The sequence below is a fragment of the Chelativorans sp. genome, from assembly GCF_031180965.1.
Lineage (GTDB): Bacteria > Pseudomonadota > Alphaproteobacteria > Rhizobiales > Rhizobiaceae > Chelativorans.
In genome coordinates this window covers 16,772-42,768 of the sequence record NZ_JAPSLH010000034.1, presented here as the reverse complement: position 1 = coordinate 42,768, position 25,997 = coordinate 16,772, and the positions used below count along the sequence as shown (strand labels likewise).

The window sequence follows — 25,997 nt, the reverse complement described above, 5'->3', positions numbered from 1 at the left end:
AGCTGAAGCGGCTTGGGGCGGGCCAGGTGGCCGCCGCCTTCATCGAGACGCGGCTTGCCGGCCAATGGCGTGCCACCTACGGCATGCTTGACGCCAGGCACGACGCATTGGCCATCATCGAGATGCTTTATCCGGACGCGAGCTGAGCCTGCGGATCTACCCTCGCGTAGCTCTTCGCAGCGCCTGAAGCCGATCGAGGGCGCCCTGCAGGATGAAGGCCGCCGCAGCCGAATCGATACGGCCAGCGCGCTTGGCGCGCGACACATCCATCTCGATCAGCGCCCGCTCGGCCGCGACGGTGGAAAGCCGCTCGTCCCAGAAGACGAAGGGCAGGTCGACCTTCTGGGACAAGTTGCGCACGAAAGCGCGCGTCGACTGCGCGCGCGGGCCCTCGCTGCCGTCCATGTTGACGGGTAGGCCGACGACGACGCCGCGCACGGTCTCGCGCCTGAAGAGATCGAGCAGCGTTTCTGCATCCTGTGAGAATTTCTTGCGTGCGATCATCGCCCGCGGAGTGGCAAGGGATAGACCGAGATCGGAAACGGCAACACCGATCGTCTTCGTGCCGAGATCGAGGCCGGCGAGCGGCCTTCCCGCAGGCAGGATTTCGGCCAGCTGCTCGATCGAAACGATGCCCACGGGCGATCCTGCCTTTTACTCCAAGCGCCGCCGTTCTATCCTTGCGCGCTGCAACAATCGAGGAGCTTTTAGATGAAGATCACCTGGTACGGCCAGTCCGCCTTCAGGGTCGAGGCAGGAGGAGCAACAATCCTCTTCGATCCATTCCTGAGTGCCAATCCGGTGTGGAATGGCGGCTGGGAGGGCCCGGCCGAAGGCGTGACGCATGTGCTGCTCACGCATGGCCACGGGGATCACCTCGGTGATGCCGTGGAAATCCTGAAGAAAACCGGGGCGATGCTGGTCGCCAATTTCGAGATCTGCATGTATCTGGTGGCGCAGGGCGTGGACCAGAGCAAGATCAATCCCGGGAATTTCGGCGGCACCGTCGACTGCGGCGGCTTCACCACCACCTTCGTCCAGGCGCAGCATTCCTCGTCCTTTTTCAAGGACGGCATCAATTTCTATCTCGGCAATCCTTCCGGCCTGATCCTGCACTTCCCGTCGGAAAAGACGCTCTACCACATGGGCGACACGGATATTTTCGGCGACATGGCCCTCATCCAGGAGCTGCACGAGCCGCAGATCGGGCTGGTGCCCATCGGCGACCGCTTCACCATGGGCGGCGCCGTGGCGGCTCTCGCCTGCCGGCGCTATTTCCGCTTCGAGACGGTCATCCCCTGCCACTACAAGAGCTTCCCCATTGTGGATCAGACGCCCGACAAATTCATCCAGGGAATGGAGGGGAGCGGCACCAAAGTCCTGACGCCTGAATACGGCGAGCCGGTGGAACTCTAGGCTCACACCCGCCAGCGGTTGCGCACGGCGCAGGGCGCGATTATAGCCCTGTGCCGAACCTCCCTTGCAAGGAAGACAAGCATGTCCGTCGATATCGACACGGTGAAGCGCGTGGCGCGGCTGGCCAGGATCGCCGTCGACCAGGAGGATGCGGAGCGCATGACCGGCGAGCTCAACGCCATCCTCGGCTTCGTCGAGCAGCTGAACGAGGTGGATGTCAGCAATGTCGAGCCCATGACCTCCGTCATCCCGATCTCGATGAAGATGCGAGCCGACGAGGTGACCGATGGCGGCAAGGCGGCGGATGTCGTTGCCAACGCGCCGGTCAGCGGCGACCAGTTCTTCCTCGTGCCGAAGGTGGTGGAGTAGGCCATGCCGATCACCATCGCGGCGGAGACGCCGCTGCAGGACGACGTGCGCGAGCTCGTCGCCGAATTGAATGAGACGCTTCTTGCGCTGACCCCGCCGGAATTCTGCTTTCACATGACGGTGGAGCAGATGGCAGGTCCCGCGACGACGCTCTTCGTGGCGCGCGATGAAGGGCAGGCCGTCGCCTGCGGCGCGCTGCACCGCCACGCGGATCGCGTCGGCGAGGTGAAGCGGATGTATACCCGCCCCTCGCATCGCGGGAGGGGCATCGGCGGCATGATCGTGGAGCGCATCGAAGCGCTGGCGCGCGAGGAGGGCCTTACCATGCTGGTGCTGGAGACGGGTGACCGCCACCCGGCCGCCTGGGCCGTCTACGAGCGGGCGGGCTTCACCCGCTGCCGCCCCGTGCTCGATTATCCGGACTCAGACTGGTCCGTCTTTTACGAAAAGAAGCTTGCGGCGGCGACGGCGGCCGCGTGAACGGATATTTCATGACCGAACTCACGAAATTCACCATTTCCGAACTCCGCGCGAAGCTGGCAGCGAAGGAATTCACCGCGCTGGAGCTGACCGAGGCTTATCTCTCCGCGATCAATGCTGCGAACGGGCGCCTCAACGCCTATATCGCCGTCACGGCGGATCGGGCGCGCGAGATGGCCAAGGCGTCCGATATGCGCCTCATGCAGGGCGGCGCGCGGGCGCTCGAAGGCGTGCCGCTCGGCATAAAAGACCTTTTCGCGACCGAGGGCGTGCATACGCAGGCGGCCAGCCACATCCTCGACGGCTTCAAGCCGCGCTACGAATCCACCGTCACCGCTAATCTGTGGGCCGATGGCGCCGTGATGCTCGGCAAGCTCAACATGGACGAGTTCGCCATGGGCTCCTCCAACGAGACTTCTCACTACGGTCCGGTGGTCAATCCCTGGCGGGCGGAGGGCGGCAACAAGGATCTGGTGCCCGGCGGTTCCTCGGGCGGCTCGGCCGCGGCGGTCGCGGCCTGGCTCTGCGCCGGGGCGACCGCCACCGATACGGGCGGCTCCATTCGCCAGCCCGCCGCCTTCACGGCCACGGTCGGCATAAAGCCCACCTATGGCCGCTGCTCCCGCTGGGGTATCGTCGCCTTCGCCTCCTCGCTCGACCAGGCCGGGCCGATCGCCCGCGACGTGCGCGATGCGGCGATCCTCCTGAAATCCATGGCCTCCGTCGACCCGAAGGATACGACCTCCGTGGACCAGCCGGTGCCGGATTACGAGGCGGCTATCGGCCAGTCGGTGAGGGGCCTGAGGATTGGCATCCCGAAGGAATACCGCGTCGACGGGATGCCGGCCCAGATCGAGGCGCTCTGGCAGAAAGGCATCGACTGGATGCGCGATGCGGGCGCGGAGATCGTCGATATATCGCTGCCGCACACCAAATACGCGCTGCCGGCCTATTACATCGTCGCGCCTGCGGAAGCCTCGTCCAATCTGGCGCGCTACGACGGGGTGCGCTACGGCCTGCGCGTTCCCGGCCGCGACATCACCGAGATGTATGAGAAGACGCGCGCCGCAGGCTTCGGCCGTGAGGTGAAGCGGCGCGTCATGATCGGCACCTATGTGCTCTCTGCCGGCTATTACGACGCCTATTACCTGCGCGCGCAGAAGGTCCGCACGCTGATCAAGCGCGATTTCGAGCAGGTCTTCGAGGCTGGGATTGATGCCATCCTGACGCCAGCCACGCCCTCGGCGGCCTTTGGCGTGGCGGACCAGGATATGGCGGCCGATCCCGTGAAGATGTACCTCAACGACATCTTCACCGTGACCGTGAACATGGCAGGCCTGCCCGGCATCGCCGTGCCGGCTGGCCTTGACGCCAACGGTCTGCCCCTCGGCCTGCAGCTCATCGGCCGCGCCTTCGACGAGGAGACGCTCTTCCGTACCGCCCATGTGATCGAGCAGGCGGCCGGTAGATTCGAGCCGAAGAAGTGGTGGTGATCCCGCTGCCCCCGAGGCCAGCGCCTCTCCGTCCTTCGCGACGCGAACGACTGCGGGGCGCCAGCGGCTGCTGATTGCCCATCGCGGGGGAGATGGCTGGTAGGCCAGAGGGGGGTATTCTCTCGACCGGTTTGCGATTCGGATCGAGAGAATGTTCCATTTTGCCTCCGCCATCTTCTGGGCGCTGGTGCAGCCTTTCAATCTGGCCGTGCTGCTGGTCGCTGCCTCCGTTGTCGCGGCGCTGACACGCTGGCGCAGGCTGTCCATCACCACCGGCGCTTTCGCATTCCTCATCCTGGCTATATCTGGCTGGACGACGTTTGGCGCGCTCATGCTCCATCCGCTGGAGGACCGCTTCCGCAAGCCCGACCCGGCGCCGCAGCGCGTGGACGGCATCGTCGTCCTCGGCGGCGGGTTCGAGGCCGCGGTCAACCTCGCGCGAAGCGGCTATGAGCTCAATGCCAGCGGCGACCGTTTCGTGGAGGCGGCGATCCTCGCCCGCCGCTATCCCGAAGCACGGCTGATCGTCTCGGGAGGAACCGGCACCGTCTTTCTATCCGGCGAGGCCGATGCCGACACGGCGCCGCGCCTGCTGACGGCGCTCGGCGTCGAGCCCAAGCGGATCCTGCTCGAGAACAAGTCGCGCGATACGTTTGAAAATGCCAAGCTTTCCCTTGAAATGGGGAAGCCGCAACCGGAGGAAACCTGGCTGCTGGTGACCTCCGCTTTCCACATGCCGCGCGCCGTCGGAGCTTTCCGGCAGGCGGGCTTCCCCGTCGTGCCCTGGCCGGTGGACTACAAGACCTCCGGTCGGGAGCGCTTAGGCCCGGCGGAAGACAATGTGCTCGATTCCCTGCGCAACACCACCACGGCGATCCGGGAGTGGATCGGCCTTGTCGCCTACTATCTCGCGGACCGGAGCGACACGATTCTGCCTGCAGCGGGCGGAGAGGACTGAGCGTCTGACAGCGGCCAGTCCGCCACCTTTTCGCCTTGTTTGTTGAAAAACCTCTAACGGAATTTTCTGCGCAAATTATTGAAAGTTATATGTTCTCACCCCATATTGGTGCGCGAGGTGACCCCTCCTTGCCAAGCTCTTGCCGCTTTTCCTATTGCAACGCAGCACGCATCGGAGTAATCCCGGCCCCGCGATCGATCGGGGCTCAGCGGGTCATCGCGCGAAACAAAAACACAGGAATTCGATGGACGAAACCGTTCAGAAATCGTGCTGGGGCGTTGCCGTGAAGGCGGCGATCGGCCTGGCCGGCATCATCCTTCTGGCCTGGCTTTTTGCCGGGGGCGACGCGATCGCCGTGGTTGCAGCGAGCTAGTTCTCCAGCATAGGATTTGAAAGCGGGGCGGGGCCGTATGGTCCGCGCCCCGCTTTCGTTTTGCACCTTGTCATGTCGCATACCGACGCGCATATCCGGGACAAAGCGGGCCTGGATGACCTGAACGAAGGTCTGCCCGGCTGGAGTCGCCCATGTTCCTTTCCGTTTTCGATCTCTTCAAGATCGGCATCGGCCCGTCGAGCTCCCATACCATAGGGCCGATGGTGGCCGCCGAGCGCTTTCTGCGCGAGATCGCGGAAGGCGAATGGCCGCGCCCGGCCGGCGCCCGGGTCGCGCGGCTTTCCGTCAGCCTGCACGGCTCGCTGGCCTTCACCGGCATCGGCCATGCGACCGACCGCGCGGTGATCCTGGGGCTCGCGGGCCTTACGCCGGTGACCGTCGATCCGGATGCGGCGGAAGCTGTCCTGGAGCGGATCAGGAGCAGCAAGCGGCTGTCACCCCCCAGCCACCCGGAATACCGCTTCGATCCGGACACGGATCTCGTCTTCGACAAGAAAAGGCCGCTGCCCGGTCACGCCAACGGGATGGCCTTTAGCGCCTTCGATGCCGATGGCCGGCTGCTTCTGCGCCGCGTCTACTATTCCGTCGGCGGCGGCTTCGTGGTCTCCGAAGAGGAGCTGCAGGCGCTCAAGGCGGAAAAGAAGCCGGCCGTGGATCGGAACGTGCCCTATCCCTTCTCGAATGCGCGGGAAATGTTGGAGATGGCGCGGCAAAGCGGCCTTTCAGTCGCCGAGATGAAGCGCGCCAACGAACTCGTCTACAAGAGTGCGGAGGAACTGGATGCGGGGCTCGACCGCATCTGGCAGGCCATGCGTGGCTGTATCGAACGAGGCCTGACGCAGGACGGGGTCATGCCGGGCGGCCTGAAAGTGCGCCGCCGTGCCCGCGCTCTCAACGAGAAGCTAGAAGAGGAGTGGCGGCAGAACCGGCCGAATCCGCTCGCCGCCAATGACTGGCTCTCCGTCTATGCTATGGCCGTGAACGAGGAGAATGCGGCTGGCGGCCGCGTCGTGACAGCGCCCACGAACGGCGCTGCGGGCGTCGTGCCGGCGGTGCTGCGCTACTGGCTGCGCTTCCATCCGGATGCCGACGAGAAGGGTGTTCGCGATTTCCTGCTCACAGCCGCGGCGATCGGCGGGCTGATCAAGCACAACGCCTCGATCTCCGGAGCCGAGGTCGGCTGCCAGGGTGAGGTGGGCTCCGCCTCGGCGATGGCAGCGGCCGGCTTGGCTGCCGTACTGGGCGGTACGCCCGAGCAGGTGGAGAACGCCGCCGAGATCGCGCTCGAGCATCATCTGGGCATGACCTGCGATCCGGTCGCCGGTCTCGTGCAGGTTCCCTGCATCGAGCGCAATGCGCTGGGCGCGGTGAAGGCCGTCACGGCCGCCTCGCTAGCGTTGAAGGGCGATGGCAAACATTTCGTCTCCCTCGACGCGGCGGTGGAGACGATGCGCCAGACCGGCCTCGATATGAACGAGCGCTACAAGGAAACGAGCCTCGGCGGACTGGCCGTTAATGTGGTCGAATGCTGACCGGGGCTGTGGAAAGACAATGGGCGCGTTGACCCCGACCACGATCTTTCCCAAGGTGAGGCCATGGCGCTTCATCTTATAAAGCTGTGCGTAGGCTGCGAGAGCCCCGAGGACCTCGAGGAATGGATTGCCGAGCGGCTTGACGAAAAGCGGCGGCGCGGCGAGCCGCTGGAGCAGTTTCACACGACGCGCATGGTGCCAAAGCAGGTCGAGGACCTGTGCAATGGCGGATCGCTCTATTGGGTGATCAAGGGCTTGGTGCAATGCCGGCAGCGGCTGCTGGCGATCCGCCCCATCGTGGATGGCCAGGGCATTCCGCGCTGCCATCTCGTCTTGGAGCCCGTGGTGGTGCGGACCGAGTGGCAGCCGCGTCGGCCATTCCAGGGCTGGCGGTATCTGAAGCCGGAGGACGCGCCCGCCGATAGCCGCGCCGGAACGGGCATGGAGGAGATGCCGGTCCATTTGCGGCGCGAACTGACCGAGCTGGGGCTGCTGTAAAACGTAGGGCGGCTGGGGAGCGGCCTTGAGATTGGCGCTGGTTCGGTCTTGCCAGCAGCCGCCTGCAAGCACATGTTTTTTGCATGAACGACAAGAAGACGCCGGTCGAGGCCGGGAGGACTGAGGTTTCAAAGCCGCGCGCGGATGCGGCTGCCGTGGAAGCGTTCGTGCGTCAGGCGCGGGCGCTGGCGACGGTCGGCAAGAGCAGCGGGCGCATGATCCTCGCCCTCGACGCCACGATGAGCCGGCAGCCGACCTGGGATCTTGCCTGCGAGATACAGGCCGAGATGTTCGACGCCGTGGGCAAGGCCGGCGCGCTCAATGTTCAGCTTGTCTACTACCGCGGCTATGGGGAATGCGCCGCCTCGCGCTTCGTGGCCGACACCCAGGCGCTGAAAAAGCTAATGACGCGCATCGACTGCCGCGGCGGACGCACGCAGATCGGCAAGGTTCTCTCCCACGCGCTGAAGGAGAATGTGCGGGGCAAGGTCAACGCGCTGGTCTTCATCGGCGACGCCATGGAGGAGAATGTCGACGAGCTTGCCCAGCGCGCTGGCGAATTGGGCATCAAGGGCGTGCCCGTCTTCGTCTTCCAGGAGGGTTCCGACCCGGCCGCTACTACGGCCCTTCGCGAGATAGCGCGGCTCTCCAAGGGTGCCTGGTTCCGCTTCGACCGGAAATCCGGCGATACGCTCGCCAGGCTGCTGGGCTCGGTGGCCGTTTTCGCCGCCGGAGGCCTGCCGGCGCTCGAGGCGCGCGGCCGGCCGGAAGACCGGCAGATGATCGAGCATCTGAGCCGCCGGCCGTGACCTTCCTCATCATCCTGGGAGTGCTGCTGCTCGCGGCCTTCGCCGCATTCGCCTTCATGCGCGCCAGCCCGGCGGCGATCGCCTCGGCGCTTCGCTTTGCCGGCCCAGCCCTGCTCGGGATTGCCGGCCTGGTGCTGATGTTCGCGGGGAGGGCAGGGCTCGGCGGCATGCTGATCTCGCTCGCCGCCGCGTGGCTTGGCTCCTCGCAGGTGCGGCGGATGCAGAAGCCCACGCCGGGGCAGCGTTCCAGCGTGCGCACGGCGGCGCTGGAGATGGAGCTCGATCACGATACGGGAGGATTGGAAGGTGTGGTGCTCGCCGGCCGCTATGAGGGCCGGCAGCTCGGTCGGATGTCGCAAGAGGAGTTGTTGCGGCTGCGGCAAGAACTGGCCGGAGACGGCGAGAGCCTGCAGCTACTCGAAACGTATCTTGACAGCCGCTTCCCCGCCTGGCGCGAAAGCGCGGACGCGCACCAGGACCGGGGGCAGGGAGGCACGCCAGCTTCTGGCCGCATGTCCAAGGAGGAGGCCTACAAGGTCCTTGGTCTTCAGGCTGGGGCGTCCGCGGCGGAAATCCGCCAGGCTCATCGCCGCCTGATGCAGCGCCTGCATCCCGATATGGGCGGCTCCTCCTCTCTTGCCGCGCGCATCAACGAGGCGCGAGACGTTCTCCTCTCCGATCACCCCTAGACCCCTTCCACTCGATACATTTGAAGATTGGGAGGCTCGCGCCGGCTCCGGCGGCGCGAACGGTCAGTTCTGCACGGCGTAGCAATCGACCTGCTTCCGCTTCAGCGAAGCGCAGGCGTCCCATGCCGCCGTCTTGCTCTCGAAGCCGCCGAAGCGGGCGCGGTAGTAGGTCTGGCCCTTGAGCACGAAAGTCTCGGTGAAGGGCTTGGCTTCCGCCAGCAGGCCGGAGGCACGCTCCGCCGTCTGTTCGAGCACGCGCTGGGCATCCTGTTCGGTGGGCGTTGAGGCGACCTGGATAACCCAGCCGGAGACCGGCGTGGATGCCGTTGGCGTGGGATCGATCGCGGGATCGCTGGCAATCGCCTCGGCGAGCGCCACCTTGGCGCTGGGCACGGGCTCCTCGACATAGGCCGTCACCGGGAATTCCGGCCGCTCCGGCGGAAGGGGAGCTTCCGCCGGGAGCGCCGCAGCAGCTGCGATGACCGGCTGCGTGGCGGCGCTGATGACCGGCTTGACCGCCGGCCCGCGAGCGATCAGGTCACGATCGCGGCCAGTCGATGCTTTCGGAAGGTAGCGCTTGACGAGTTCGGCCATATGCGCATCGCGGCTGCGTGCGCTCGTCCCGCCCATGACCACGGCAACGATTTGGCGGCCGCCGGTCGATACGGAGGTGACGAGGTTGAAGCCGGAAGCGCGGATATAACCGGTCTTGATGCCGTCCACACCCTTCACGCGGCCGAGCAGGTTGTTGTGCGACCTGATCTTGCGGCCGGCGAAAGTGAAGGAGCGGGTGGAGAAATAGTCATAATACTGCGGGAAATGCTCACGTAGCGCGATGCCGAGCTTCGCCATGTCGCGCGCCGTGGTGCGCTGCCCGTCATTCGGCAGGCCATGCGCATTGCGGAAGGTGGTCGAGGTCATGCCGAGCTGGCGCGCTTTGGCAGTCATCGCCTTCGCGAAACCCGCCTCCGATCCGCCCAGGGATTCGGCGACCGCGGTGGCCACGTCATTCGCGGACCGGGTGACGAGCGCATGGATTGCCTGCTCGACCGTGATGCTCTTGCCGGCGGGAACCCCGAGTTTCGTCGGCGGCTCTCCCGCCGCATTGCGTGAAAAGACGATGCGGCTGTTCTTGGCGATGCGTCCCGAAGACATCGCTTCGAAGACCATATAGAGGGTCATCATCTTGGTGAGCGATGCGGGATAGCGCGGAGCGTCCGCACTATCCTCGTAGAGCACCCGGCCTGTTTTGGCGTCCACAACGATGCCGGCATATTTCGGATTTGCGGCGGCCGAGGCGGCCGAGCCTATGATGAACGCCCCGAGGGCGAAGGCCACCACCGCGAGATTGTGAAGACGACGAATTTTTCCTGCTAGCGCCTGACGCACAACCACACCCTTGAAGCAATTGTTTCCATGCGGACCGGAAGCCCGCTGACCCCGTTGGCCCGACCGTAGGGCGAGCTGTATTACCAATTCGTTATGGTGAGCGTTTACTTGATCCGTTTCTTCGCATTCGACCAGCATTTGAATAGCATTTGGCCGAAATGCCCACCGTTCCCGGCGGTCTCACCTGCCGGTAGGGCAAGATTGGGGCGGGCGCGGCGTGGCCGGAACTTTTTTGCGCCTGCGGTTTCCGGCCCGGCCGCTTGCGGCGCGGGAGCAGCCCTTTGAAATCACCGCGGCGAGTCCTAAGTAGAAGAAGACCCGCCGAGCCGGCGTCCTGCCGGCAAGGCGCGGGAGCCCAGCGGCATGGGACACGCTCGCGTGCCGCTCGCACACCTTGAGCTCTGGCATCGTTCGTCATGTCAAAAAATTGAGCGTTGCGGGAGCGCAATCCGTATTGTCACTGGGACAGAAGGGCTTAAAATCGTCGTCCGAAGACCTACATGTCGCTGCTCACAGGGAGTTGCGACAGGAAGAATGGGACCATCGGCGAGAAGAAAATGCCAGGCGACGCTTTGCGGATGAGCCGTGGGGACGACGAAGGCAACAGCACCGGACGCGGCACGGCGGTCATCACCCGCACCAAGAGCAAGACGAAGAAGCCGAGCCTTTATCGTGTGCTGCTTTTGAACGATGATTACACCCCCATGGAGTTCGTCGTTCACGTGTTGGAGCGTTTCTTCCAGAAGGACCACGAGGCTGCCACCAGGATCATGTGGCACGTACACAATCACGGCGTCGGCGAATGCGGCGTCTATACATTCGAAGTGGCCGAGACCAAAGTGGCTCAGGTCATGGATTTTGCCCGTCAGCATCAGCATCCGCTGCAATGCGTGATGGAGAAGAAATGAGGTTTTGAATGCCGGCTTTCTCGCAGGGCCTGGAACGCGCACTTCACCAGGCGCTGACCTATGCCAACGAACGCCACCACGAATACGCGACGCTGGAGCATCTGCTTCTGGCGCTGATTGACGATGCCGACGCGGCCGCCGTCATGCGCGCGTGCAATGTCGACCTCGACGAATTGAGGCGCACGGTCCTCGATTATATCGACGGCGAACTCGACAATCTTGTCACCGGCTATGATGAGGATTCCAAACCGACGGCCGGTTTCCAGCGCGTGATCCAGCGCGCCGTCATCCACGTGCAGTCGTCCGGCCGGGAGGAGGTGTCCGGCGCCAATGTGCTTGTCGCGATCTTCGCCGAGCGCGAGAGCCATGCCGCCTATTTCCTGCAGGAACAGCAGATGACCCGTTACGACGCGGTCAACTATATCAGCCACGGCATCGCCAAACGGCCCGGCGCTTCGGAGACGCGCGCCCCGCGTGGTGCCGACGAGGATCAGGCGAGCTCGACCGGGGCGGAGACGGAAGAAGGCACGAAGAAAAAGCAGCAACAGGACGCGCTTTCGGCCTATTGCGTCAACCTGAACGCTAAGGCGCGGGCGGGCCGGATTGACCCGCTGATCGGTCGCGCGAGCGAGATCAACCGCACCATCCAGGTGCTCTGCCGCCGCTCCAAGAACAACCCGCTCTATGTGGGCGATCCCGGCGTGGGCAAGACCGCCATCGCCGAGGGGCTGGCCAAGCGCATCGTCGAGGGCGACGTGCCGGACGTGCTCGCCGACGCCACCATCTTCGCGCTCGACATGGGCACGCTGCTCGCGGGCACGCGCTATCGCGGCGATTTCGAGGAGCGGCTGAAGCAGGTCGTGAAGGAGCTGGAGGACTATCCGGGCGCCATCCTCTTCATCGACGAGATCCATACGGTCATCGGCGCCGGCGCGACGTCCGGCGGCGCCATGGACGCGTCCAATCTCCTGAAGCCGGCGCTCTCCTCCGGCGCGATCCGCTGCATCGGCTCCACCACCTACAAGGAGTTCCGCCAGTTCTTCGAGAAGGACCGGGCGCTGGTACGGCGGTTCCAGAAGATTGACGTTAACGAGCCGACGGTGGACGACGCCATCGAGATCATGAAGGGGTTGAAGCCCTATTTCGAGGACTTCCACCGGGTCAAATATACCAACGAGGCGGTGAAGGCCGCGGTGGAGCTGTCGGCCCGCTATATTAGCGACCGCAAGCTGCCCGACAAGGCGATCGACGTGATCGACGAGACCGGCGCATCGCAGAAGCTGCTGCCTGAGGCCAAGCGGCGCAAGACCATCACGGTGAAGGAGATCGAGAACACCATCGCCACGATGGCTCGCATCCCGCCGAAGACGGTTTCGGCCGACGATGAAAAGGTGCTGGCCGGGCTGGAGACCGAGCTGAAGCGCGTGGTCTATGGCCAGGACAAGGCGATCGAGGCGCTGGCTTCGGCCATCAAGCTGGCGCGTGCCGGTTTGCGCGAGCCGGAAAAGCCGATCGGCTCCTATCTCTTCTCCGGTCCGACGGGCGTCGGCAAGACAGAGGTGGCGAAGCAGCTGGCGGCCTCGCTCGGCGTCGAGCTCCTGCGCTTCGACATGTCCGAATATATGGAGCGCCATACGGTCTCGCGGCTGATCGGCGCGCCTCCCGGCTATGTCGGCTTCGATCAGGGCGGTCTCCTGACCGACGGCGTCGACCAGCATCCGCACTGCGTGCTGCTTCTCGACGAGATCGAGAAGGCGCATCCGGACCTGTTCAACATCCTCCTGCAGGTCATGGATCACGGCAAGCTGACGGATCACAACGGAAAGCGCATCGATTTCCGCAACGTCATCCTGATCATGACGACGAATGCGGGCGCTGCGGATATGGCCAAGCCTGCCATTGGCTTCGGCTCGTCCAAGCGCGAAGGCGACGACATGGAGGCGATCAACCGGCTCTTCTCGCCGGAGTTCCGCAACCGTCTCGACGCCATCATTCCCTTCGGCGCACTGCCCGTCCCGGTCGTGCACCAGGTGGTGCAGAAATTCGTCATGCAGCTTGAGGCGCAGCTCGCCGAGCGGCGCGTCACCTTCGACCTGTCGGAGGAGGCAGTCGCTTGGCTGGCCGAGAGGGGCTATGATGAGCGCATGGGCGCCCGCCCGCTTGGCCGCGTGATCCAGGAGCACATCAAGAAGCCGCTGGCGGAAGAGGTGCTCTTCGGGAAGCTGAGGCGCGGCGGAACCGTGCGCGTTACGCTGGAGAAGAACGAGGCGGGCGAGACCGCGCTGAAGCTCGAGACGATTCCGGATGACGCGCCGGTGAAGCCGAAGCGCGAGGCGCCGCCCGCCCGAAAGTCCGGCCCGAAGCGGAGCGCGCCGAAAAAGGCAAAGCCGAAGGCGGTGAAGCAGCCTCCGGCACTGCAGGAGCCGCCGAAGCGCAGCCTGGTGCCGCAGCTGCCGCGCAAGAGCTGATCTCTTCCGGCTGAGAGAATAAGGGCGCGGGTCGAACGATCCGCGCCCTTATTTTTTGCCGCCAAACGCCGGCAGCCCAGCATCTCCGGCTGCCGGTACTGCCAAGAGAGCCGATGCGCCGGGTGGCCTTCCTCGCCAGAATCCGGGCCATGTCGTCGCCCATATCGCAGGGGATGCGGCTCTGTGCTATCCGGCCTTCATGAACGACCTCGAATCCGCCAGAACGGTCCCGACCGAGGCGCGCGGCCGCTGGTTTCTCCGCGGCGTGCGCGGCGCGCTGTCGGTTCCCGGATTTATTCTCGCCAGCGCCTTTGTCGGTTTTGCCGGGCTGGCGCGTGACGCGGGACTGACGCTCGCGCAGGTCGTCTTCATGACAGGCATGGTTTGGGCCCTGCCCGCCAAGGTGGTGCTCGTCGGCGCGATCCTGGCCGGCAGCAGCCTGCCTGCCGCCGCCTTCGCGGTCGCCCTGTCGTCGGTACGGCTCGCCCCGATGGTGGTCGCCCTGACGCCGGAGTTGCGCGATGCCAATACGCGGCCCTGGGTGCTCTATCTGCTCTCCCATTTCGTCGCCGTCACCTCCTGGGTGCTGGCGATGGAGCAGCTTCGGCACGTGCCCCGGTCCATGCGGACCGCCTACTATGCGGGGCTCGGGTCGACGCTCGTGGTCATGAACATGGCGGTCGTTGCGACGGTCTTCCTGATTGCGGGCCGGCTGCCGCCGCTCCTTTCCGCCGCCCTGTTCTTCCTGACCCCTCTTTATTTCGTCACCTCCCTGTGGGGCTCGGCCCGGGAAAGGGCAAGTCATCTCGCCATGATCTTCGGCCTGGCGCTGGGACCGGTGTTCCATGTGGTGACGCCGGGCTTCGACCTGCTTGCCGCCGGGCTGCTGGCCGGCTCGGGTGCCTTTGCCAGCCATCTCCTGTGGCGGCGGAGGCGGGGGGCATGACGTTTACCGCTCTCGACGCTTGGTGGTGGCCCTATCTGTTCATCCTGATCGGCGGCTGGCTGGCGACGGATTTCTGGCGTTTTCTGGGCGTTTATCTTGGCGGCAGGATTTCCGAGGACTCCGACCTGCTCGTCCTGGTGCGGTGCATTGCCACCGGCCTCGTCGCCGCCGTGATCGCAAATCTCATCGTCTTTCCGACGGGCGCGCTCGCCACAACGCCGCTGCTTCTGCGAATCTTTGCGGCGGGCGCTGGCTTTCTGGCCTATCTGGTCGGCGGCCAGCGCGTGACCGTCGGCATCGTAGTTGGGGAAGCCGTACTCGGTCTGGGCATGCTCGCCATGCCTGTGCTTTAGCACGCGGCGGAGCTTCAGGTGAGGATTGAAACTTCCTGTCATTTGGCGCAAACACCGGATCGGGAATGCGGGGGCAAGTCCCGAAGGAAGACAACGTGCTCCAACCTTTGTTTGCCGCGCGCAGGTCCGTACACGCATCAGATGCAGGGATGCGCGGACCTTCCAGCTTCGCGACCCGCCTCTGCATCGTTCCCGAACACCTTCGGCGCTGACCACGGAGCGTGAGCCTTTGCCTGGCGGCCAATACAAAAAGCTCGTCCCAACCGACACGATCAAGGAAATCGCCTGCTACACGGCGCTTCTCGTCTTCATTTCCGCTGTGTGGGTCGAGACGGACGTCTACAGATATGTCGCCCTCGCCACCATCTTGCCGGTCAGCGCGTACTATCTCTACAAGGACTTCCTGACCGAGGAGACAGTCCGGATAGGATATGTGGGCCTGCTCTGCATCGCCTGGGGACTTTATGTGCTCGTGAGGTGTTTATACAGCTATTACCTGCACCGGGATTTCGGTATGGGGTCCTCCGAGGGAATATATATGCTTCCGGCATTGTATCCGATCTCGGGCTATGCCGTTTTTCTATTCATCCGCCGCCCGTTCATCGTGGTCTGCTGTTTCCTTCTGATCAGCTTCCTGGTAGCGCTTTACTCCCTCGATGTGGCGGCCATACTCGGCGGTCACCGCGCCGAAACACCCCTCCACAGCAATCCCATCCATGCCGCCGTCGGGCAGGGCATGATCGTGCTGTGCATGCTGCCCTTTGCCAACTATCTTGTGCACGCGAGCGAAATCCGGCCCGCACTGCGCATCGGCCTTGCCGTCATGTCAATTGCCACCTTCTTTGTTGGGCTCGCCAATATCTACGCGCTCGAATCCAAGGGGGTGTGGCTTGCCTTGGCCGTCGCGTTGCCATTCCAGCTCTTTCTGCTCGCGACCATGCACAGGGCCCGGCAGACGGTTCTTGTCGCTGCCGTTGTTTTCTTCATCGCGGTGGCTGCCGCGGTCGTCGTCGCATGGGACGGTATCATGGCGGTGGCCGGCACAACCGCCGATGCGACGGCAAAGCTCCTGTCCGACATTTTGAGCGGCACGGGCGTGCTCGAGGCCATGGACCGCGCCATAGAAAACGACGCCAATCCTGCCAGCTTCCGCGAGCGCCTGATGCTGTGGGCAAGCGCCATCCTGATATGGGTAAAGGATCCGATCTTCGGCCAGGGCGTCACCTGGCTGCACGAATGGCAGGCGAGGGCCTATCCGGAGACCGACTTCAACCTGATCCACAACGGCTATCTGGAGATCGCCATCCGCTACGGCATTGCCGGACTGGCCTTCTATGCCGTGCTCTTTTCCTGGGCGATCAGGCAGGTCTGGCGCGCAAAGCGCGCGGGCATTATCGACCCTGCGGCTTTCCAAGCATATATGGCTGTCTTCCTGTTCTTCTGCATCACGATCTTCAGCAACTCGAACATCCGGCTGGCCCTTGGCGAATCCTACATGTGGTTTTCCGCCGCCTTCGCCTTCTATTGCTACTACTACCTGCAGAGGCGCGGTCTGGTGAAGGTCACGACCTGGATGTAGAGACGCCGCGCGAGCTCAGCCGAAAGCCGCGTAGGCTGCCCGCCGCAGATAGTCCTGGCCGCGGAAGAGCGCCGTCGGAACCCGCATGTAGAAAGGATATTTGGTTTTGCGGTACCCGGCCGGCGAGATGGTGGAGCCGGATTTGGCAGGGCGGAGCAGCGGCTCCTTCGTCGTCGCCACGGAAACCCGATGCGCCCATCCCCGCTCGAGGGCTATGTCATAGGGGAGAGAGGCGGGAAGCAGCGCGTCATGCAGTCTCTTCGCGGCCTGCCCCGACACCAGATAACCCATGGCGGAGCCGAGCGGGCCATGGATGCAGCGACCGACCTCGTCCCCAGCTTCCGTCCTGGTCTTCGCAATGAAGCCCTTGGTGCGGTGGTTGTAAAGCTTGATCACCCCAGGAGCGGGCTGAAGGCGCGTGAGGGCCTCGACGCGTTCCACGAAGTTTTCCCTGAAATCGGCATCGTCCTCGAGGATGACCGCGAAGGGCCAGCGCTCGGCGGCGATACGCTCGAGCGCTCGCAGATGGCTCATATAGCAGCCATATTCGGCGCCGAGGGGGCGGCGTCCATGCCAGAGCAGGAATTTGCGCAGGTCCAATTCCCTGCGCTCCGCGGGCTCAACCGCATTGCCGTCCACCGCGGGCACACGCTGGAGCACAATACCGATCTGGGAGGCCCGCGCCGTCAGCCGCTCCCAGCGATCCGGCGAACGGTCGAGATTGATCGCGAGGACAGGGATGTTCACGCCGCGCCCGATTCCAGCGCCTCTCGGATTCTTCGCGCGTTCTCGGCGAGCACTTCAGGCTTTTCCATCTCGCCGGTATGCGGCCGCAGGGCGACACCGTCGAAGCGGGGGAGGACATGGAAGTGCAGGTGGAAGACGACCTGCCCGCCCGCCGGCTCGTTGAATTGCTGGATCGTCAGCCCGTCCGCCTTGAACGCCTTCACGGCGGCGCGGCCGACCTTCTGGACCGTGCTTATGACCGCGGCCAGACTGGCGGCGTCTGCATCGATAAGGTTGCGGGCCGGACGCGTCGGGATGACGAGGCAGTGCCCGTCGCCGCGCGGCATGATGTCCATGAAGGCAAAGCTCTCCGCGTCCTCATACACTTTGTGCGCCGGCAATTCGCCGCGCAGGATCTTGGCGAACGGATTGTCGTTGTCATAGGCGGTCATGTGGTTCTTGCTCCCTCGACTGTCGCGGGCCGATGTTTGGAAGGCGTGGATGCCGGGGTCAAGTGGGCAGCCGCAGAGCTTTCCCTACGCTTTCCGGTAAGGCGAATGTTCAGCGAGGTAATCGCCGATAGCCTCAACCTCGCGGCGCTCGCGCGCCAGATAGTCTGCAACCGCGCGCCGCAGGCCGGGATGGGCTATGAAATGGGCCGAGTGCGTCGTTACCGGCATATAGCCGCGCGCCAGCTTGTGCTCGCCCTGGGCTCCCGCCTCGACGCGCTTGAGCCCCTTGGCAATCGCGAATTCGATGGCCTGGTGGTAGCAGACCTCAAAATGCAGGAAGGGATGCTGCTCGATGGCGCCCCAATTTCGGCCGTAGAGCGCGTCGGCGCCGATGAAGTTGATGGCCCCGGCAATATAGCGGCCGGCACGCTTGGCCATCACGAGCAATATATCGTCGGCCATGCGTTCGCCGATCAGCGAGAAAAACTGGCGGTTGAGATAGGGCCGGCCCCATTTGCGGCTGCCCGTATCCATGTAGAAGGTGAAGAAGTCGTCCCACACGGATTCCGTCAGATCGCGGCCGGTCAGCCATTCGATCTTGACGCCGGCTTCGAGCGCGGCGCGGCGCTCCTTCTTCAGCGTCTTGCGCTTGCGCGAGGCGAGGCTGGTGAGGAAATCCTCATAGGAGCCGTAGCCCTCGTTGAAGAAGTGGAACTGCTGGTCGGTGCGGGGCAGGAAGCCGGCATCGTCCAGGATATCGATCTCATCCTCCGGCGCGAAGGTGACATGGAGGGAGGAGACGCCGAGCCGCTCGGCAAGCGTCTTCAGTCCCTCGGCCAAGGCGGGGCGAACCGTGTCGAGGTCTGCCCCGCGGCAGACGAGAAGGCGCGGGCCGGTGACGGGCGTGAAGGGAACGGAGACTTGCAGCTTTGGATAGTATTGGCCGCCGGCCCGTTCCAGCGCATCCGCCCAGCCGTGGTCGAAGACATATTCACCCTGGCTGTGGGACTTCAGATAGCAGGGGACGGCGCCGAGAAGCCTTCCATCGGCGCTCTCGAGCCGCAGGTGCTGCCCAAGCCAGCCCGTGCGCCGCGTGGCGCAGCCGCTTTCCTCGAGCGCCTTCAGGAAGGCATGGGAGATGAAAGGATTGTAGCCTTCCGCGCCCCGCCTTGTTCCCGCAAGGCTTTCCCACTCGCCGGCCGTGAAGGCGTCCATCGTTGTTGCAACGGTCAGTTGCATCGGTGCCGCCCGCCGCCTTTATGTTTGTCTGCCGACATGGAGCGGAACATAGGTCCCGCTTCCGGCACTTTCATCACCTTCAAGGTGCAAAACCCTCGAAGGTGATCTGGTCGCCATAACGGAACGACTTTTCCGCGTCCGCCTGGTTGCGCACGGTCCATGTGATGATCGGCATTGCGAGCCGTTCGCGCAGGAAGGAGACGAATGGGTTGGGAAGATGCGCCACGGCGTAGGAGACGAAGGAGATCCGGTGCCCCAGCATGGAGAAATGCGCCTCCAGATCGCTCTCGGCCTGGCCCTCTGCTGTGAGCCCGATGGGGAAATCCTCTGCGCGGCGGGCAAGCTCGCGGATGATCCAATGGTCGAAGGACATCAGCGCCACCTGGCCTTTATAGCCGCGCAGGCATTTCAGCACGCTTTCGACAAGACCAGTATCATGGCCGGGGACTCCCTTGAGCTCGATGACCAGCGGAACCACTCCGCCGACCACCGCCAGCATCTCGGCAAGCGTAGGCACCCGCTCCGCGGTGCCGCCGACGGAAAGCGCGGTGAGTTCCGCCGAGCTGCGCTGCCAGACGCGCCCTTCCTGGCCCGTCAGCCGCTTGAGTTCATGGTCGTGAAAGACGACGGGAACGCCGTCGCCTGCCAGATGCACGTCGCATTCGATTGCATACCCCCGCTCCATGGCCGCGCGGAAGGCGGCGAGCGTGTTCTCCCATCGCTCCTTGTTCATGTCGTGAAAGCCGCGGTGGGCAATTGGCCGCTCCGTCAGCCATGACAGCTCCGTCATGATCAATCCCGCTCCACTTCGATGATGGCTTCGATCTCGACCGGCGCGTTGAGCGGCAGGGAGACCGTCCCGACCGCCGCGCGTGCATGCCGACCGCGCTCGCCGAGCGCCGCGGCGAGGAAATCGGACGCGCCGTTGGCGACGATGTGCTGTTCCGTGAAATCCGGCGTCGAGGCGACGAAAACGGTAATTTTCACGATCTTCTTGATGCGTTCGAGGTCGCCGAGCGCGGCGCGGGCCTGGGCGAGCACGTTCACGGCGCACCATTTGGCGGCGAGCTTGCCGGCCTCCGTACCCAGTTCTCGGCCAAGCAAACCCATGGCCATCAGCTTGCCGTCCTTGATCGGCAGCTGGCCCGATGTGAGGAGCAGGTCGCCGGTCCGCACGAAGGGCACGTAATTGGCGGCGGGCGCTGCAGGGGCGGGCAGTTCTACGCCCAATTCGAGCAGCTTTTTGTCGATCGCGTCTCCCATTTTCCTTTCCTCGCTGTTGGCTCTTGCCATATCGCCCATCTTTCGTCACGACGGAGGCTCACCGTGTCTGACAAGCGCGTTATCATAAAGCCGTTCGATGACGGAGATTCCACATGCGCCTTTCGCGCCACATCTTCTTCCTTCTTGCCATTTTCCCCGGCATGGGGGCCGGCGCGGCCTTCGGCCAGGGGCTTATGCCGCATCGGGCCGTGTACGATCTGGCGCTCCTCCAAACCAGCGACGAATCGGAGATCAGCGGGCTGACCGGCCGCTGGGTCTTCGAGTTTGCCGGATCGGCCTGCGAAGGCTACACCTTGAAGTCCCGCATTGTCATGCGCTTTGAGATGGGAGAAGGACCGAGCGTTGTCGACCAGCAGGTGACGAGCTTCGAGGAAGCCGACGGCAAGACGTTCCGCTTCATCACCAAGTCCTTCGTCGACCAGCAGGCTGAGAGCGAGGTGAGGGGGACCGCCCGGCTGGAAGGCGATCGGACCGTTGTGGACTACGAGCAGCCCGAGCAGGCCGAGCGGACTTTCGCGCCCACTTTGTTCCCGACCGCGCAGCTGAGCGAACTCCTGGACAAGGCCGCCGCCGGAGAGCGGTTCTATCAGAGCTCCATTTTCGACGGCACGGAATTCACCGATGAGGCGGTGCAGGTCTCCGTCGTGGTCGGCGAGCCGAAGCCCGTGAGCGATGGCGATCCCGAGAAGAAGGCGCTCGGCGCGCTCGCCAAGGACGAGTTCCGTCCGGTCACCGCCGCCTATTTCGACGGCGAGCAGAAGGACGGCGAGGAGACCAGCGACTATAATGTGAGTTTCAAGCTGCATGAGGGCGGCCTGCAGCGAGACATGGTGATCCGTTACGCGGAATATTCTATGACCGCCAAGCTGGTCGATCTTTCCGTTTTCGAGCCGGATCAGTCCTGCCGCGATTGAGCGCGCCGCGCCCGCCCTTGCATTCTCGGCGGTATGCCTCTATATCCGCGCCCATTCCACACGCGGATCATTGGTTTCTGTCCGGGAGAAATCCGGCGGACGCCTCCGGTGGCGGTCCTGGCCGCCTGCGATCCGCGGAGGCCAACCGGAAAGGAAAACGACAATGGCACTGCCTGATTTCAGCATGCGCCAGCTGCTTGAAGCTGGCGTTCACTTCGGACACCAGACCCATCGCTGGAACCCGAAGATGGCGCCCTACATCTTCGGCGCCCGCAACAATATTCACGTCATCGATCTGAGCCAGACGGTGCCGCTCCTGCACCAGGCGCTGAAGATGGTCTCCGACACGGTGGCCAAAGGCGGCCGCCTGCTCTTCGTCGGCACCAAGCGCCAGGCTTCCGACATCGTCGCGGATGCGGCCAAGCGCTCGGCCCAGTATTACGTGAATTCGCGCTGGCTGGGCGGCATGCTGACCAACTGGAAGACGATCTCCAACTCGATCCAGCGCTTGCGCCGGCTGGACGAGATGCTGGGCAGCGAGACGCTGGGCCTGACCAAGAAGGAACGGCTCAATCTCGAACGCGAGCGCGACAAGCTGGAGCGCGCGCTGGGCGGCATTCGCGATATGGGCTCGACGCCGGACATGATGTTCGTGATCGACACGAACAAGGAGGCGATCGCCGTACAGGAAGCCCGCCGCCTTGGCATCCCGGTGATCGCCATCATCGATTCCAACTGCGATCCGGATGTCGTCGATTATCCGATCCCGGGCAATGACGACGCCGCCCGCGCGATCGCGCTTTACTGCGACCTGATCGCCAGGGCCGCAATTGACGGGATTGAGCGGCAGCAGGGCTCGCTCGGCGTCGATGTCGGCGAGTCCGCCGAGGCGCCGGCCGAGCCGACGCTCGCCGAGGCTCCGGCGGAAGCTCCCGCCGAGGAAGCCAGCAACGCTTAAAGAGGGGCCTACAGGCCCTCCGCGGGTATCGGCCGTTCAGCCGGTATCCGCGGGCAATAGTTTGATAGAGAGGCGACGATGAGCATTTCAGCTGCACTGGTCAAGCAACTGCGCGAGATGACGGGCGCGGGCATGATGGACTGCAAGGCCGCCCTGGCCGAGACCGGCGGCGACCTCGAAGCCGCCGTGGACTGGCTGCGCAAGAAGGGCATCTCCAAGGCCGACAAGAAGGCTGGCCGCACGGCGGCCGAGGGCCTCATCGGCGTCGCCGCCAGGGGGACGAGCGCGGTCGTCGTCGAGGTGAATTCCGAGACCGATTTCGTCGCCCGCAACGACGCCTTCCAGAACCTGGTGCGCAACATCGCCGAAGTAGCCCTGGGCACCGACGGCGGCGTCGAGGCAGTGGCCGCGGCCGCCTATCCGGGCAGCGGCAAGTCCGTGGCCGAGAGCATCCGGGATGCCATCGCCACGATCGGCGAGAACATGGCGCTGCGCCGCTCGGCGAAGCTTTCCGTTGGCAAGGGCGCGGTGGCGACCTATGTGCACAATGCCGTCTCCGAGGGTCTCGGCAAGATCGGCGTGCTCGTCGCGGTCGAGACCGAGGGCAATGCCGACGCGGCGCGGAGCTTTGGCCGCCAGGTCGCCATGCATGTGGCGGCGACGAGCCCGCTCGCGCTCACCGAGGCCGAGGTGGACCCGGCGGCGGTCGCCCGCGAGAAGGAGATCTTCTCCGATCAGGCGCGCCAGTCGGGCAAGCCCGAGAACATCATCGAGAAGATGGTGGAAGGGCGTCTGCGCAAATATTACGAGGAGGTCGTCCTCCTCAAGCAGGCCTTCGTCCTCAACCCGGACCTGACGGTCGAGAAGGCGCTCAAGGAAGCGGAGAAGGAGATCGGCGCCCCGGCCACGATCACCGCGTTCGTCCGCTTCGCGCTGGGCGAGGGCATAGAGCGCGAGGCTTCCGACTTTGCGGCGGAAGTCGCGGCGGCCGTCAAGAAATAGCTCCGCTTTCCGGCATAAAGTCCAAGCATGCCGAAGGGCACCGCGTGACAACGCGGTGCCCTTCGTGTAGGCGACTTTAAAAAACGCGGTGGCGGGAGATGCCGCGCCGCCAGAGCCGGCACAGAACCGGCCGTCCAGCAAGAGGAGACGATCGCTTTGGCCCCAAAATATCGCCGCGTCGTGCTGAAGGCTTCCGGTGAGGCCTTGATGGGGAAGCAGGGTTTTGGGATCGATGTTTCGATTGTCGATCAGATCGCGGCCGATATCGCCGATGCGCGCTCCCTCGGTGTGGAAGTCGGCGTTGTCATCGGCGGCGGCAACATATTTCGCGGCGTGGCGGTTGCCTCCAAGGGGGGCGACCGGGTCACCGGCGACCACATGGGAATGCTGGCCACGGTAATAAACTCGCTGGCGCTGCGCACTTCGCTCGCCAAGATCGGCGTCGATGCGGTGGTCCTTTCCGCGATTGCCATGCCCGAGCTTTGCGAGAGCTTCTCGCAGCGCCAGGCCATGAGCTACATGAACGAAGGCAAAGTCGTGATTTTCGCCGGCGGCACGGGCAATCCCTTCTTCACCACGGATTCGGCGGCTGCCCTGCGCGCTGCCGAGATCGGCGCCGACGCTCTCTTCAAGGGCACCCAGGTGGACGGCGTCTATTCGGCCGACCCGCGCAAGGACAGGGATGCGGTGCGCTACGAGCGGATAAGCCACGCTCAGGTGCTGCGCCAGGGACTTGCCATCATGGACACCGCCGCAATTGCCCTTGCGCGCGAGAACCACATTCCGATAATCGTTTTCTCGATTCATGAGCCCGGCGGCTTCGGAGCCATTCTGCGCGGCGGAGGGCGCTGCACCATCGTCGAGGATGAACCAGCCGGCCAGGACGAAGTGCGAGCGTAAGGAGGCTTAACATGCCCGAGGGAGTTGATTTCAAGGATCTGCACCGGCGCATGGACGGAGCGGTCAGCGCCTTCAAGCAGGACATCGCGGCGCTGCGCACGGGCCGGGCCTCGGCCAACCTGCTCGACCCCGTGCATGTGGACGCCTATGGCGCGTCCATGCCGATCAACCAGGTAGCGACCGTCTCGGTCCCCGAGCCGCGCATGATTTCCGTTTCGGTCTGGGATCAGAGCCTGGTGCAGGCGGTCGACCGGGCCATCCGCGAGGCCAATCTCGGCTTCAATCCGATTATGGAAGGCGCCACGCTGCGCATTCCGCTGCCGGAGCTCAACGAGGAGCGGCGCAAGGAACTGGTGAAGCTCGCGCACCAATATGCGGAGAACGCGCGCGTCGCCGCCCGCCATGTGCGCCGCGACGGCATGGAGCACCTGAAAAAGGCCCAAAAAGACGGCCAGATCAGCGAGGACGAGCTGCGCGTCCAGTCCGAGCGCGTCCAGAAGATGACCGACGAGACGATCGCCACGATCGACAAGCTTCTGACCGGCAAGGAAGCCGAGATCATGCAGGTCTAGCACCCGCACCGCGCGGGAAACGGCCAGGGAAGGGTAGGAGCGTGAAGCCCGCGCATATCGCTATCATCATGGACGGTAACGGCCGTTGGGCGCGTGCCCGCGGCATGCCGCGCTCGGCCGGCCATCGCGCCGGTGTCGAAGCCCTGCGCCGCACCGTGCGGGCGGCGGGCGAGATGGGCATCGAATGGCTTACCGTCTACGCCTTCTCCTCGGAAAACTGGTCGCGTCCCAAATCCGAGGTCAGCGACCTGATGGGCCTCCTGAAACTCTTCATCAGGCGTGATCTCGCCGAGCTGCACCAGAACGGCGTGCGCGTGCGCATCGTCGGCACGCGCGAGGGCCTGCCGCCCGACATCGCGGCCCTCCTTGTCGAGGCGGAAAGCCTCACGGCCGACAACACCAACATGAACCTGGCTGTCGCGTTCAACTACGGCGGGCGCGACGAGATTTTGCGCGCCGCGCGCGCCCTGGCCGCCGATGCCAGAGCCGGGCTGCTGGATCCGGAAAAGCTCACCCCGGAAGACCTCGCGGCGCGTCTCGATACGGCCGGCATGCCCGATCCCGATCTCATCATCCGCACCAGCGGTGAGCAGCGCCTGTCCAATTTCCTTCTGTGGCAGTCGGCCTATGCCGAGTTCGTCTTCCTGCCCTGCCACTGGCCGGATTTCAGCCCCGACGATCTCGCCGCCGCCATCAACATGTTCGAAGAGCGCGATCGCCGCTTCGGCCGGGTGGCGCACGAAGCCGCCTCATGAGCTCGGGCGCGGCGGCGGGCAGCAGCCGCGGAAGCGGCCGGAGCAATCTCACGCTGCGCATCCTTTCCGCCCTCGTCGTGGGGGCCGTCGCGCTTGCGCTCACCTATCTCGGCGGCATGCCGTTCCGCTTCTTTGCCGCCGCGGTCGCGGGCCTCGTGCTCTATGAGTGGCTGGCCATGCGTCCGGCCGCCGGCCGCCTGCACAGGGCGGTCGTGTGGGCGGTCTTCGCCGCCTCCATGGCCGCGCTGGTTCTGGGCCTCTCGGCTCCCTTTCTGCTGGCGGCTCTTGGCGTGGCATTTGCGGTTGCGCTCGTCCATGCGGCAGCCACGGGGCAGGGTGCCTGGAGCGCCTTCGGCATAGCCTATGCGGGTCTGCCGGCGCTGGCGCTTGCGCAGCTGCGCGGCGCCGACGAAGCTGGCCTGGTCGCCATCCTGTTTCTCTATGCCGTCGTCTGGGCCACCGACATTGTCGCCTATTTCGTCGGCCGGTCGCTTGGCGGCCCAAAGCTTGCGCCAGCCATCTCGCCGGGCAAGACGTGGAGCGGCGCGATCGGTGGTGCCGTCGGGGGAACGGTGGCAGGCGTGGCGGTGAGCTCTCTTGCCGGCGCAGCGATCGGTCTTGGGGCGGCCTTCATTCTCGCGCTGCTTCTCTCTGTACTCTCGCAGGTTGGCGACCTTTTCGAATCGGCCCTCAAGCGGCGCTGTGGGGTGAAGGATTCCGGCGCCATCCTTCCCGGCCATGGCGGCATCATGGATCGGGTGGACGGGCTTGTCGCCGCCGCCATCCTCCTTTATCTGCTGGGCATCGTCTTTTCGGGATTGTCGGCGCCCGCCGCTCTGTTCTCCCGGTGAGGCCGACGGTACTGCCACGGATTTGCCGCCTTTCACCACACACTGACGCGGCAATCCAGCCAC

The 25,997-nt window shown here is 64.6% G+C and carries 29 protein-coding genes; 22 read left to right on the top strand and 7 right to left on the bottom strand.

Features of this window, described 5'->3' with window-relative positions:
• Positions 1-156: 156 nt before the first annotated feature.
• Positions 157-639 carry a Holliday junction resolvase RuvX gene (ruvX, locus tag RIN79_RS19135; RefSeq protein ID WP_309086290.1) on the bottom strand — a complete coding sequence of 161 codons (483 nt, stop codon included), beginning with the start codon at positions 637-639 and terminating at the stop codon, positions 157-159.
• Between the two features lie 72 nt (positions 640-711).
• On the opposite strand from ruvX, the gene RIN79_RS19130 reads away from it, so the two are divergent.
• The 10 genes from RIN79_RS19130 to RIN79_RS19085 all read left to right on the top strand — a co-directional run bounded on the left by RIN79_RS19130 (position 712) and on the right by RIN79_RS19085 (position 8,638).
• Positions 712-1,416, top strand: coding sequence for a metal-dependent hydrolase (locus RIN79_RS19130; RefSeq protein ID WP_309086289.1), 705 nt, complete (start codon positions 712-714; stop codon positions 1,414-1,416).
• 81 nt (positions 1,417-1,497) lie between these two features.
• Positions 1,498-1,785, top strand: a complete 288-nt coding sequence (gene gatC / locus RIN79_RS19125) for an Asp-tRNA(Asn)/Glu-tRNA(Gln) amidotransferase subunit GatC (RefSeq protein WP_309086288.1) — start codon at positions 1,498-1,500, stop codon at positions 1,783-1,785.
• Between the two features lie 3 nt (positions 1,786-1,788).
• Positions 1,789-2,265, top strand: a complete 477-nt coding sequence (locus tag RIN79_RS19120; protein WP_309086287.1) for a GNAT family N-acetyltransferase — start codon at positions 1,789-1,791, stop codon at positions 2,263-2,265.
• An 11-nt stretch (positions 2,266-2,276) separates the two neighbouring features.
• Positions 2,277-3,758 (top strand): Asp-tRNA(Asn)/Glu-tRNA(Gln) amidotransferase subunit GatA, encoded by a 1,482-nt coding sequence (gatA, locus tag RIN79_RS19115; RefSeq protein WP_309086286.1) that lies wholly within the window; start codon positions 2,277-2,279, stop codon positions 3,756-3,758.
• Positions 3,759-3,909: 151 nt separating this feature from the next.
• Complete coding sequence (locus RIN79_RS19110) at positions 3,910-4,716, top strand: YdcF family protein (RefSeq protein ID WP_309086285.1); 807 nt, start codon at positions 3,910-3,912, stop codon at positions 4,714-4,716.
• A gap of 244 nt (positions 4,717-4,960) precedes the next feature.
• A complete protein-coding gene (locus tag RIN79_RS19105) occupies positions 4,961-5,089 on the top strand; it encodes a hypothetical protein (RefSeq protein WP_309086294.1) in 129 nt (42 codons plus the stop codon).
• Positions 5,090-5,241: 152 nt separating this feature from the next.
• Complete coding sequence (locus RIN79_RS19100; protein WP_309086284.1) at positions 5,242-6,642, top strand: L-serine ammonia-lyase; 1,401 nt, start codon at positions 5,242-5,244, stop codon at positions 6,640-6,642.
• A gap of 63 nt (positions 6,643-6,705) precedes the next feature.
• Positions 6,706-7,140, top strand: a complete 435-nt coding sequence (locus tag RIN79_RS19095) for a DUF1489 family protein (protein ID WP_309086283.1) — start codon at positions 6,706-6,708, stop codon at positions 7,138-7,140.
• A gap of 83 nt (positions 7,141-7,223) precedes the next feature.
• Positions 7,224-7,949, top strand: a complete 726-nt coding sequence (locus RIN79_RS19090; RefSeq protein ID WP_309086282.1) for a VWA domain-containing protein — start codon at positions 7,224-7,226, stop codon at positions 7,947-7,949.
• A 56-nt stretch (positions 7,950-8,005) separates the two neighbouring features.
• Positions 8,006-8,638, top strand: coding sequence for a DnaJ domain-containing protein (locus RIN79_RS19085; protein ID WP_309086293.1), 633 nt, complete (start codon positions 8,006-8,008; stop codon positions 8,636-8,638).
• 63 nt (positions 8,639-8,701) lie between these two features.
• Here the strand turns inward: RIN79_RS19085 and RIN79_RS19080 are convergent, their stop codons facing one another.
• On the bottom strand, positions 8,702-10,027 hold the full coding sequence (locus RIN79_RS19080) for a D-alanyl-D-alanine carboxypeptidase family protein (protein ID WP_309086281.1): 1,326 nt from the start codon (positions 10,025-10,027) through the stop codon (positions 8,702-8,704).
• Positions 10,028-10,605: 578 nt separating this feature from the next.
• Between RIN79_RS19080 and clpS the strand changes: the two genes are divergently transcribed.
• The 5 genes from clpS (at position 10,606) to RIN79_RS19055 (ending at position 16,281) form a co-directional block, all read left to right on the top strand.
• Positions 10,606-10,935, top strand: coding sequence for an ATP-dependent Clp protease adapter ClpS (gene clpS, locus RIN79_RS19075; RefSeq protein WP_309086292.1), 330 nt, complete (start codon positions 10,606-10,608; stop codon positions 10,933-10,935).
• A gap of 8 nt (positions 10,936-10,943) precedes the next feature.
• On the top strand, positions 10,944-13,403 hold the full coding sequence (clpA, locus tag RIN79_RS19070) for an ATP-dependent Clp protease ATP-binding subunit ClpA (protein ID WP_309086279.1): 2,460 nt from the start codon (positions 10,944-10,946) through the stop codon (positions 13,401-13,403).
• A 199-nt stretch (positions 13,404-13,602) separates the two neighbouring features.
• On the top strand, positions 13,603-14,349 hold the full coding sequence (locus RIN79_RS19065) for an AzlC family ABC transporter permease (RefSeq protein WP_309086278.1): 747 nt from the start codon (positions 13,603-13,605) through the stop codon (positions 14,347-14,349).
• Positions 14,346-14,702 carry an AzlD domain-containing protein gene (locus RIN79_RS19060; RefSeq protein WP_309086277.1) on the top strand — a complete coding sequence of 119 codons (357 nt, stop codon included), beginning with the start codon at positions 14,346-14,348 and terminating at the stop codon, positions 14,700-14,702. Before RIN79_RS19065 ends, RIN79_RS19060 begins: the two co-directional genes overlap by 4 nt.
• Positions 14,703-14,931: 229 nt before the next feature.
• The gene (locus tag RIN79_RS19055; protein ID WP_309086276.1) at positions 14,932-16,281 is read left to right on the top strand and encodes an O-antigen ligase family protein; all 1,350 of its coding nucleotides are present in this window, start codon (positions 14,932-14,934) and stop codon (positions 16,279-16,281) included.
• A 15-nt stretch (positions 16,282-16,296) separates the two neighbouring features.
• Here the strand turns inward: RIN79_RS19055 and RIN79_RS19050 are convergent, their stop codons facing one another.
• From RIN79_RS19050 to RIN79_RS19030, 5 genes are all read right to left on the bottom strand, one after another.
• Entirely contained in the window at positions 16,297-17,028 is a 732-nt protein-coding gene (locus tag RIN79_RS19050; RefSeq protein WP_309086275.1) for a glycosyltransferase family 25 protein, read from the bottom strand.
• Entirely contained in the window at positions 17,025-17,459 is a 435-nt protein-coding gene (locus RIN79_RS19045) for an HIT family protein (protein WP_309086274.1), read from the bottom strand. Before RIN79_RS19045 ends, RIN79_RS19050 begins: the two co-directional genes overlap by 4 nt.
• 84 nt (positions 17,460-17,543) lie before the next feature.
• The gene (locus tag RIN79_RS19040) at positions 17,544-18,698 is read right to left on the bottom strand and encodes a GNAT family N-acetyltransferase (protein WP_309086273.1); all 1,155 of its coding nucleotides are present in this window, start codon (positions 18,696-18,698) and stop codon (positions 17,544-17,546) included.
• Positions 18,699-18,777: 79 nt separating this feature from the next.
• The gene (locus RIN79_RS19035; RefSeq protein WP_309086272.1) at positions 18,778-19,488 is read right to left on the bottom strand and encodes a glycerophosphodiester phosphodiesterase; all 711 of its coding nucleotides are present in this window, start codon (positions 19,486-19,488) and stop codon (positions 18,778-18,780) included.
• A gap of 2 nt (positions 19,489-19,490) precedes the next feature.
• Entirely contained in the window at positions 19,491-19,961 is a 471-nt protein-coding gene (locus RIN79_RS19030; RefSeq protein ID WP_309086271.1) for a RidA family protein, read from the bottom strand.
• Between the two features lie 113 nt (positions 19,962-20,074).
• Here RIN79_RS19030 and RIN79_RS19025 point away from each other — a divergent pair, with 113 nt between their 5' ends.
• From RIN79_RS19025 to RIN79_RS18995, 7 genes are all read left to right on the top strand, one after another.
• A complete protein-coding gene (locus RIN79_RS19025) occupies positions 20,075-20,896 on the top strand; it encodes a cell envelope integrity EipB family protein (RefSeq protein WP_309086270.1) in 822 nt (273 codons plus the stop codon).
• 163 nt (positions 20,897-21,059) lie between these two features.
• The gene (rpsB, locus tag RIN79_RS19020) at positions 21,060-21,854 is read left to right on the top strand and encodes a 30S ribosomal protein S2 (RefSeq protein ID WP_309086269.1); all 795 of its coding nucleotides are present in this window, start codon (positions 21,060-21,062) and stop codon (positions 21,852-21,854) included.
• Positions 21,855-21,932: 78 nt separating this feature from the next.
• Positions 21,933-22,856 (top strand): translation elongation factor Ts, encoded by a 924-nt coding sequence (gene tsf / locus RIN79_RS19015; protein ID WP_309086267.1) that lies wholly within the window; start codon positions 21,933-21,935, stop codon positions 22,854-22,856.
• Positions 22,857-23,012: 156 nt separating this feature from the next.
• Positions 23,013-23,756, top strand: a complete 744-nt coding sequence (gene pyrH, locus RIN79_RS19010) for a UMP kinase (protein ID WP_375165980.1) — start codon at positions 23,013-23,015, stop codon at positions 23,754-23,756.
• Between the two features lie 11 nt (positions 23,757-23,767).
• Positions 23,768-24,328 (top strand): ribosome recycling factor, encoded by a 561-nt coding sequence (gene frr, locus RIN79_RS19005; protein WP_309086266.1) that lies wholly within the window; start codon positions 23,768-23,770, stop codon positions 24,326-24,328.
• 41 nt (positions 24,329-24,369) lie between these two features.
• Complete coding sequence (locus RIN79_RS19000; RefSeq protein WP_309086265.1) at positions 24,370-25,083, top strand: isoprenyl transferase; 714 nt, start codon at positions 24,370-24,372, stop codon at positions 25,081-25,083.
• On the top strand, positions 25,080-25,934 hold the full coding sequence (locus RIN79_RS18995; protein ID WP_309086264.1) for a CDP-archaeol synthase: 855 nt from the start codon (positions 25,080-25,082) through the stop codon (positions 25,932-25,934). The genes RIN79_RS19000 and RIN79_RS18995 overlap by 4 nt, the downstream gene beginning before the upstream one ends.
• Positions 25,935-25,997 lie beyond the last annotated feature (63 nt).

Bases quoted from the DNA above. Each gene is read 5' to 3' on its own strand.
- RIN79_RS19030 (WP_309086271.1), bottom strand. From the start codon at position 19,961: ATGGGAGACGCGATCGACAAAAAGCTGCTCGAATTGGGCGTAGAACTG.
- RIN79_RS19045 (WP_309086274.1), bottom strand. From the start codon at position 17,459: ATGACCGCCTATGACAACGACAATCCGTTCGCCAAGATCCTGCGCGGC.
- gatC (WP_309086288.1), top strand. From the start codon at position 1,498: ATGTCCGTCGATATCGACACGGTGAAGCGCGTGGCGCGGCTGGCCAGG.
- RIN79_RS19040 (WP_309086273.1), bottom strand. From the start codon at position 18,698: ATGCAACTGACCGTTGCAACAACGATGGACGCCTTCACGGCCGGCGAG.
- RIN79_RS19095 (WP_309086283.1), top strand. From the start codon at position 6,706: ATGGCGCTTCATCTTATAAAGCTGTGCGTAGGCTGCGAGAGCCCCGAG.
- RIN79_RS18995 (WP_309086264.1), top strand. From the start codon at position 25,080: ATGAGCTCGGGCGCGGCGGCGGGCAGCAGCCGCGGAAGCGGCCGGAGC.
- RIN79_RS19100 (WP_309086284.1), top strand. From the start codon at position 5,242: ATGTTCCTTTCCGTTTTCGATCTCTTCAAGATCGGCATCGGCCCGTCG.
- tsf (WP_309086267.1), top strand. From the start codon at position 21,933: ATGAGCATTTCAGCTGCACTGGTCAAGCAACTGCGCGAGATGACGGGC.
- RIN79_RS19060 (WP_309086277.1), top strand. From the start codon at position 14,346: ATGACGTTTACCGCTCTCGACGCTTGGTGGTGGCCCTATCTGTTCATC.
- clpS (WP_309086292.1), top strand. From the start codon at position 10,606: ATGAGCCGTGGGGACGACGAAGGCAACAGCACCGGACGCGGCACGGCG.
- gatA (WP_309086286.1), top strand. From the start codon at position 2,277: ATGACCGAACTCACGAAATTCACCATTTCCGAACTCCGCGCGAAGCTG.
- RIN79_RS19130 (WP_309086289.1), top strand. From the start codon at position 712: ATGAAGATCACCTGGTACGGCCAGTCCGCCTTCAGGGTCGAGGCAGGA.
- clpA (WP_309086279.1), top strand. From the start codon at position 10,944: ATGCCGGCTTTCTCGCAGGGCCTGGAACGCGCACTTCACCAGGCGCTG.
- RIN79_RS19065 (WP_309086278.1), top strand. From the start codon at position 13,603: ATGAACGACCTCGAATCCGCCAGAACGGTCCCGACCGAGGCGCGCGGC.
- RIN79_RS19090 (WP_309086282.1), top strand. From the start codon at position 7,224: ATGAACGACAAGAAGACGCCGGTCGAGGCCGGGAGGACTGAGGTTTCA.
- frr (WP_309086266.1), top strand. From the start codon at position 23,768: ATGCCCGAGGGAGTTGATTTCAAGGATCTGCACCGGCGCATGGACGGA.
- RIN79_RS19025 (WP_309086270.1), top strand. From the start codon at position 20,075: ATGCGCCTTTCGCGCCACATCTTCTTCCTTCTTGCCATTTTCCCCGGC.
- RIN79_RS19110 (WP_309086285.1), top strand. From the start codon at position 3,910: ATGTTCCATTTTGCCTCCGCCATCTTCTGGGCGCTGGTGCAGCCTTTC.
- RIN79_RS19085 (WP_309086293.1), top strand. From the start codon at position 8,006: ATGCGCGCCAGCCCGGCGGCGATCGCCTCGGCGCTTCGCTTTGCCGGC.
- RIN79_RS19035 (WP_309086272.1), bottom strand. From the start codon at position 19,488: ATGACGGAGCTGTCATGGCTGACGGAGCGGCCAATTGCCCACCGCGGC.
- RIN79_RS19105 (WP_309086294.1), top strand. From the start codon at position 4,961: ATGGACGAAACCGTTCAGAAATCGTGCTGGGGCGTTGCCGTGAAGGCG.
- RIN79_RS19120 (WP_309086287.1), top strand. From the start codon at position 1,789: ATGCCGATCACCATCGCGGCGGAGACGCCGCTGCAGGACGACGTGCGC.
- rpsB (WP_309086269.1), top strand. From the start codon at position 21,060: ATGGCACTGCCTGATTTCAGCATGCGCCAGCTGCTTGAAGCTGGCGTT.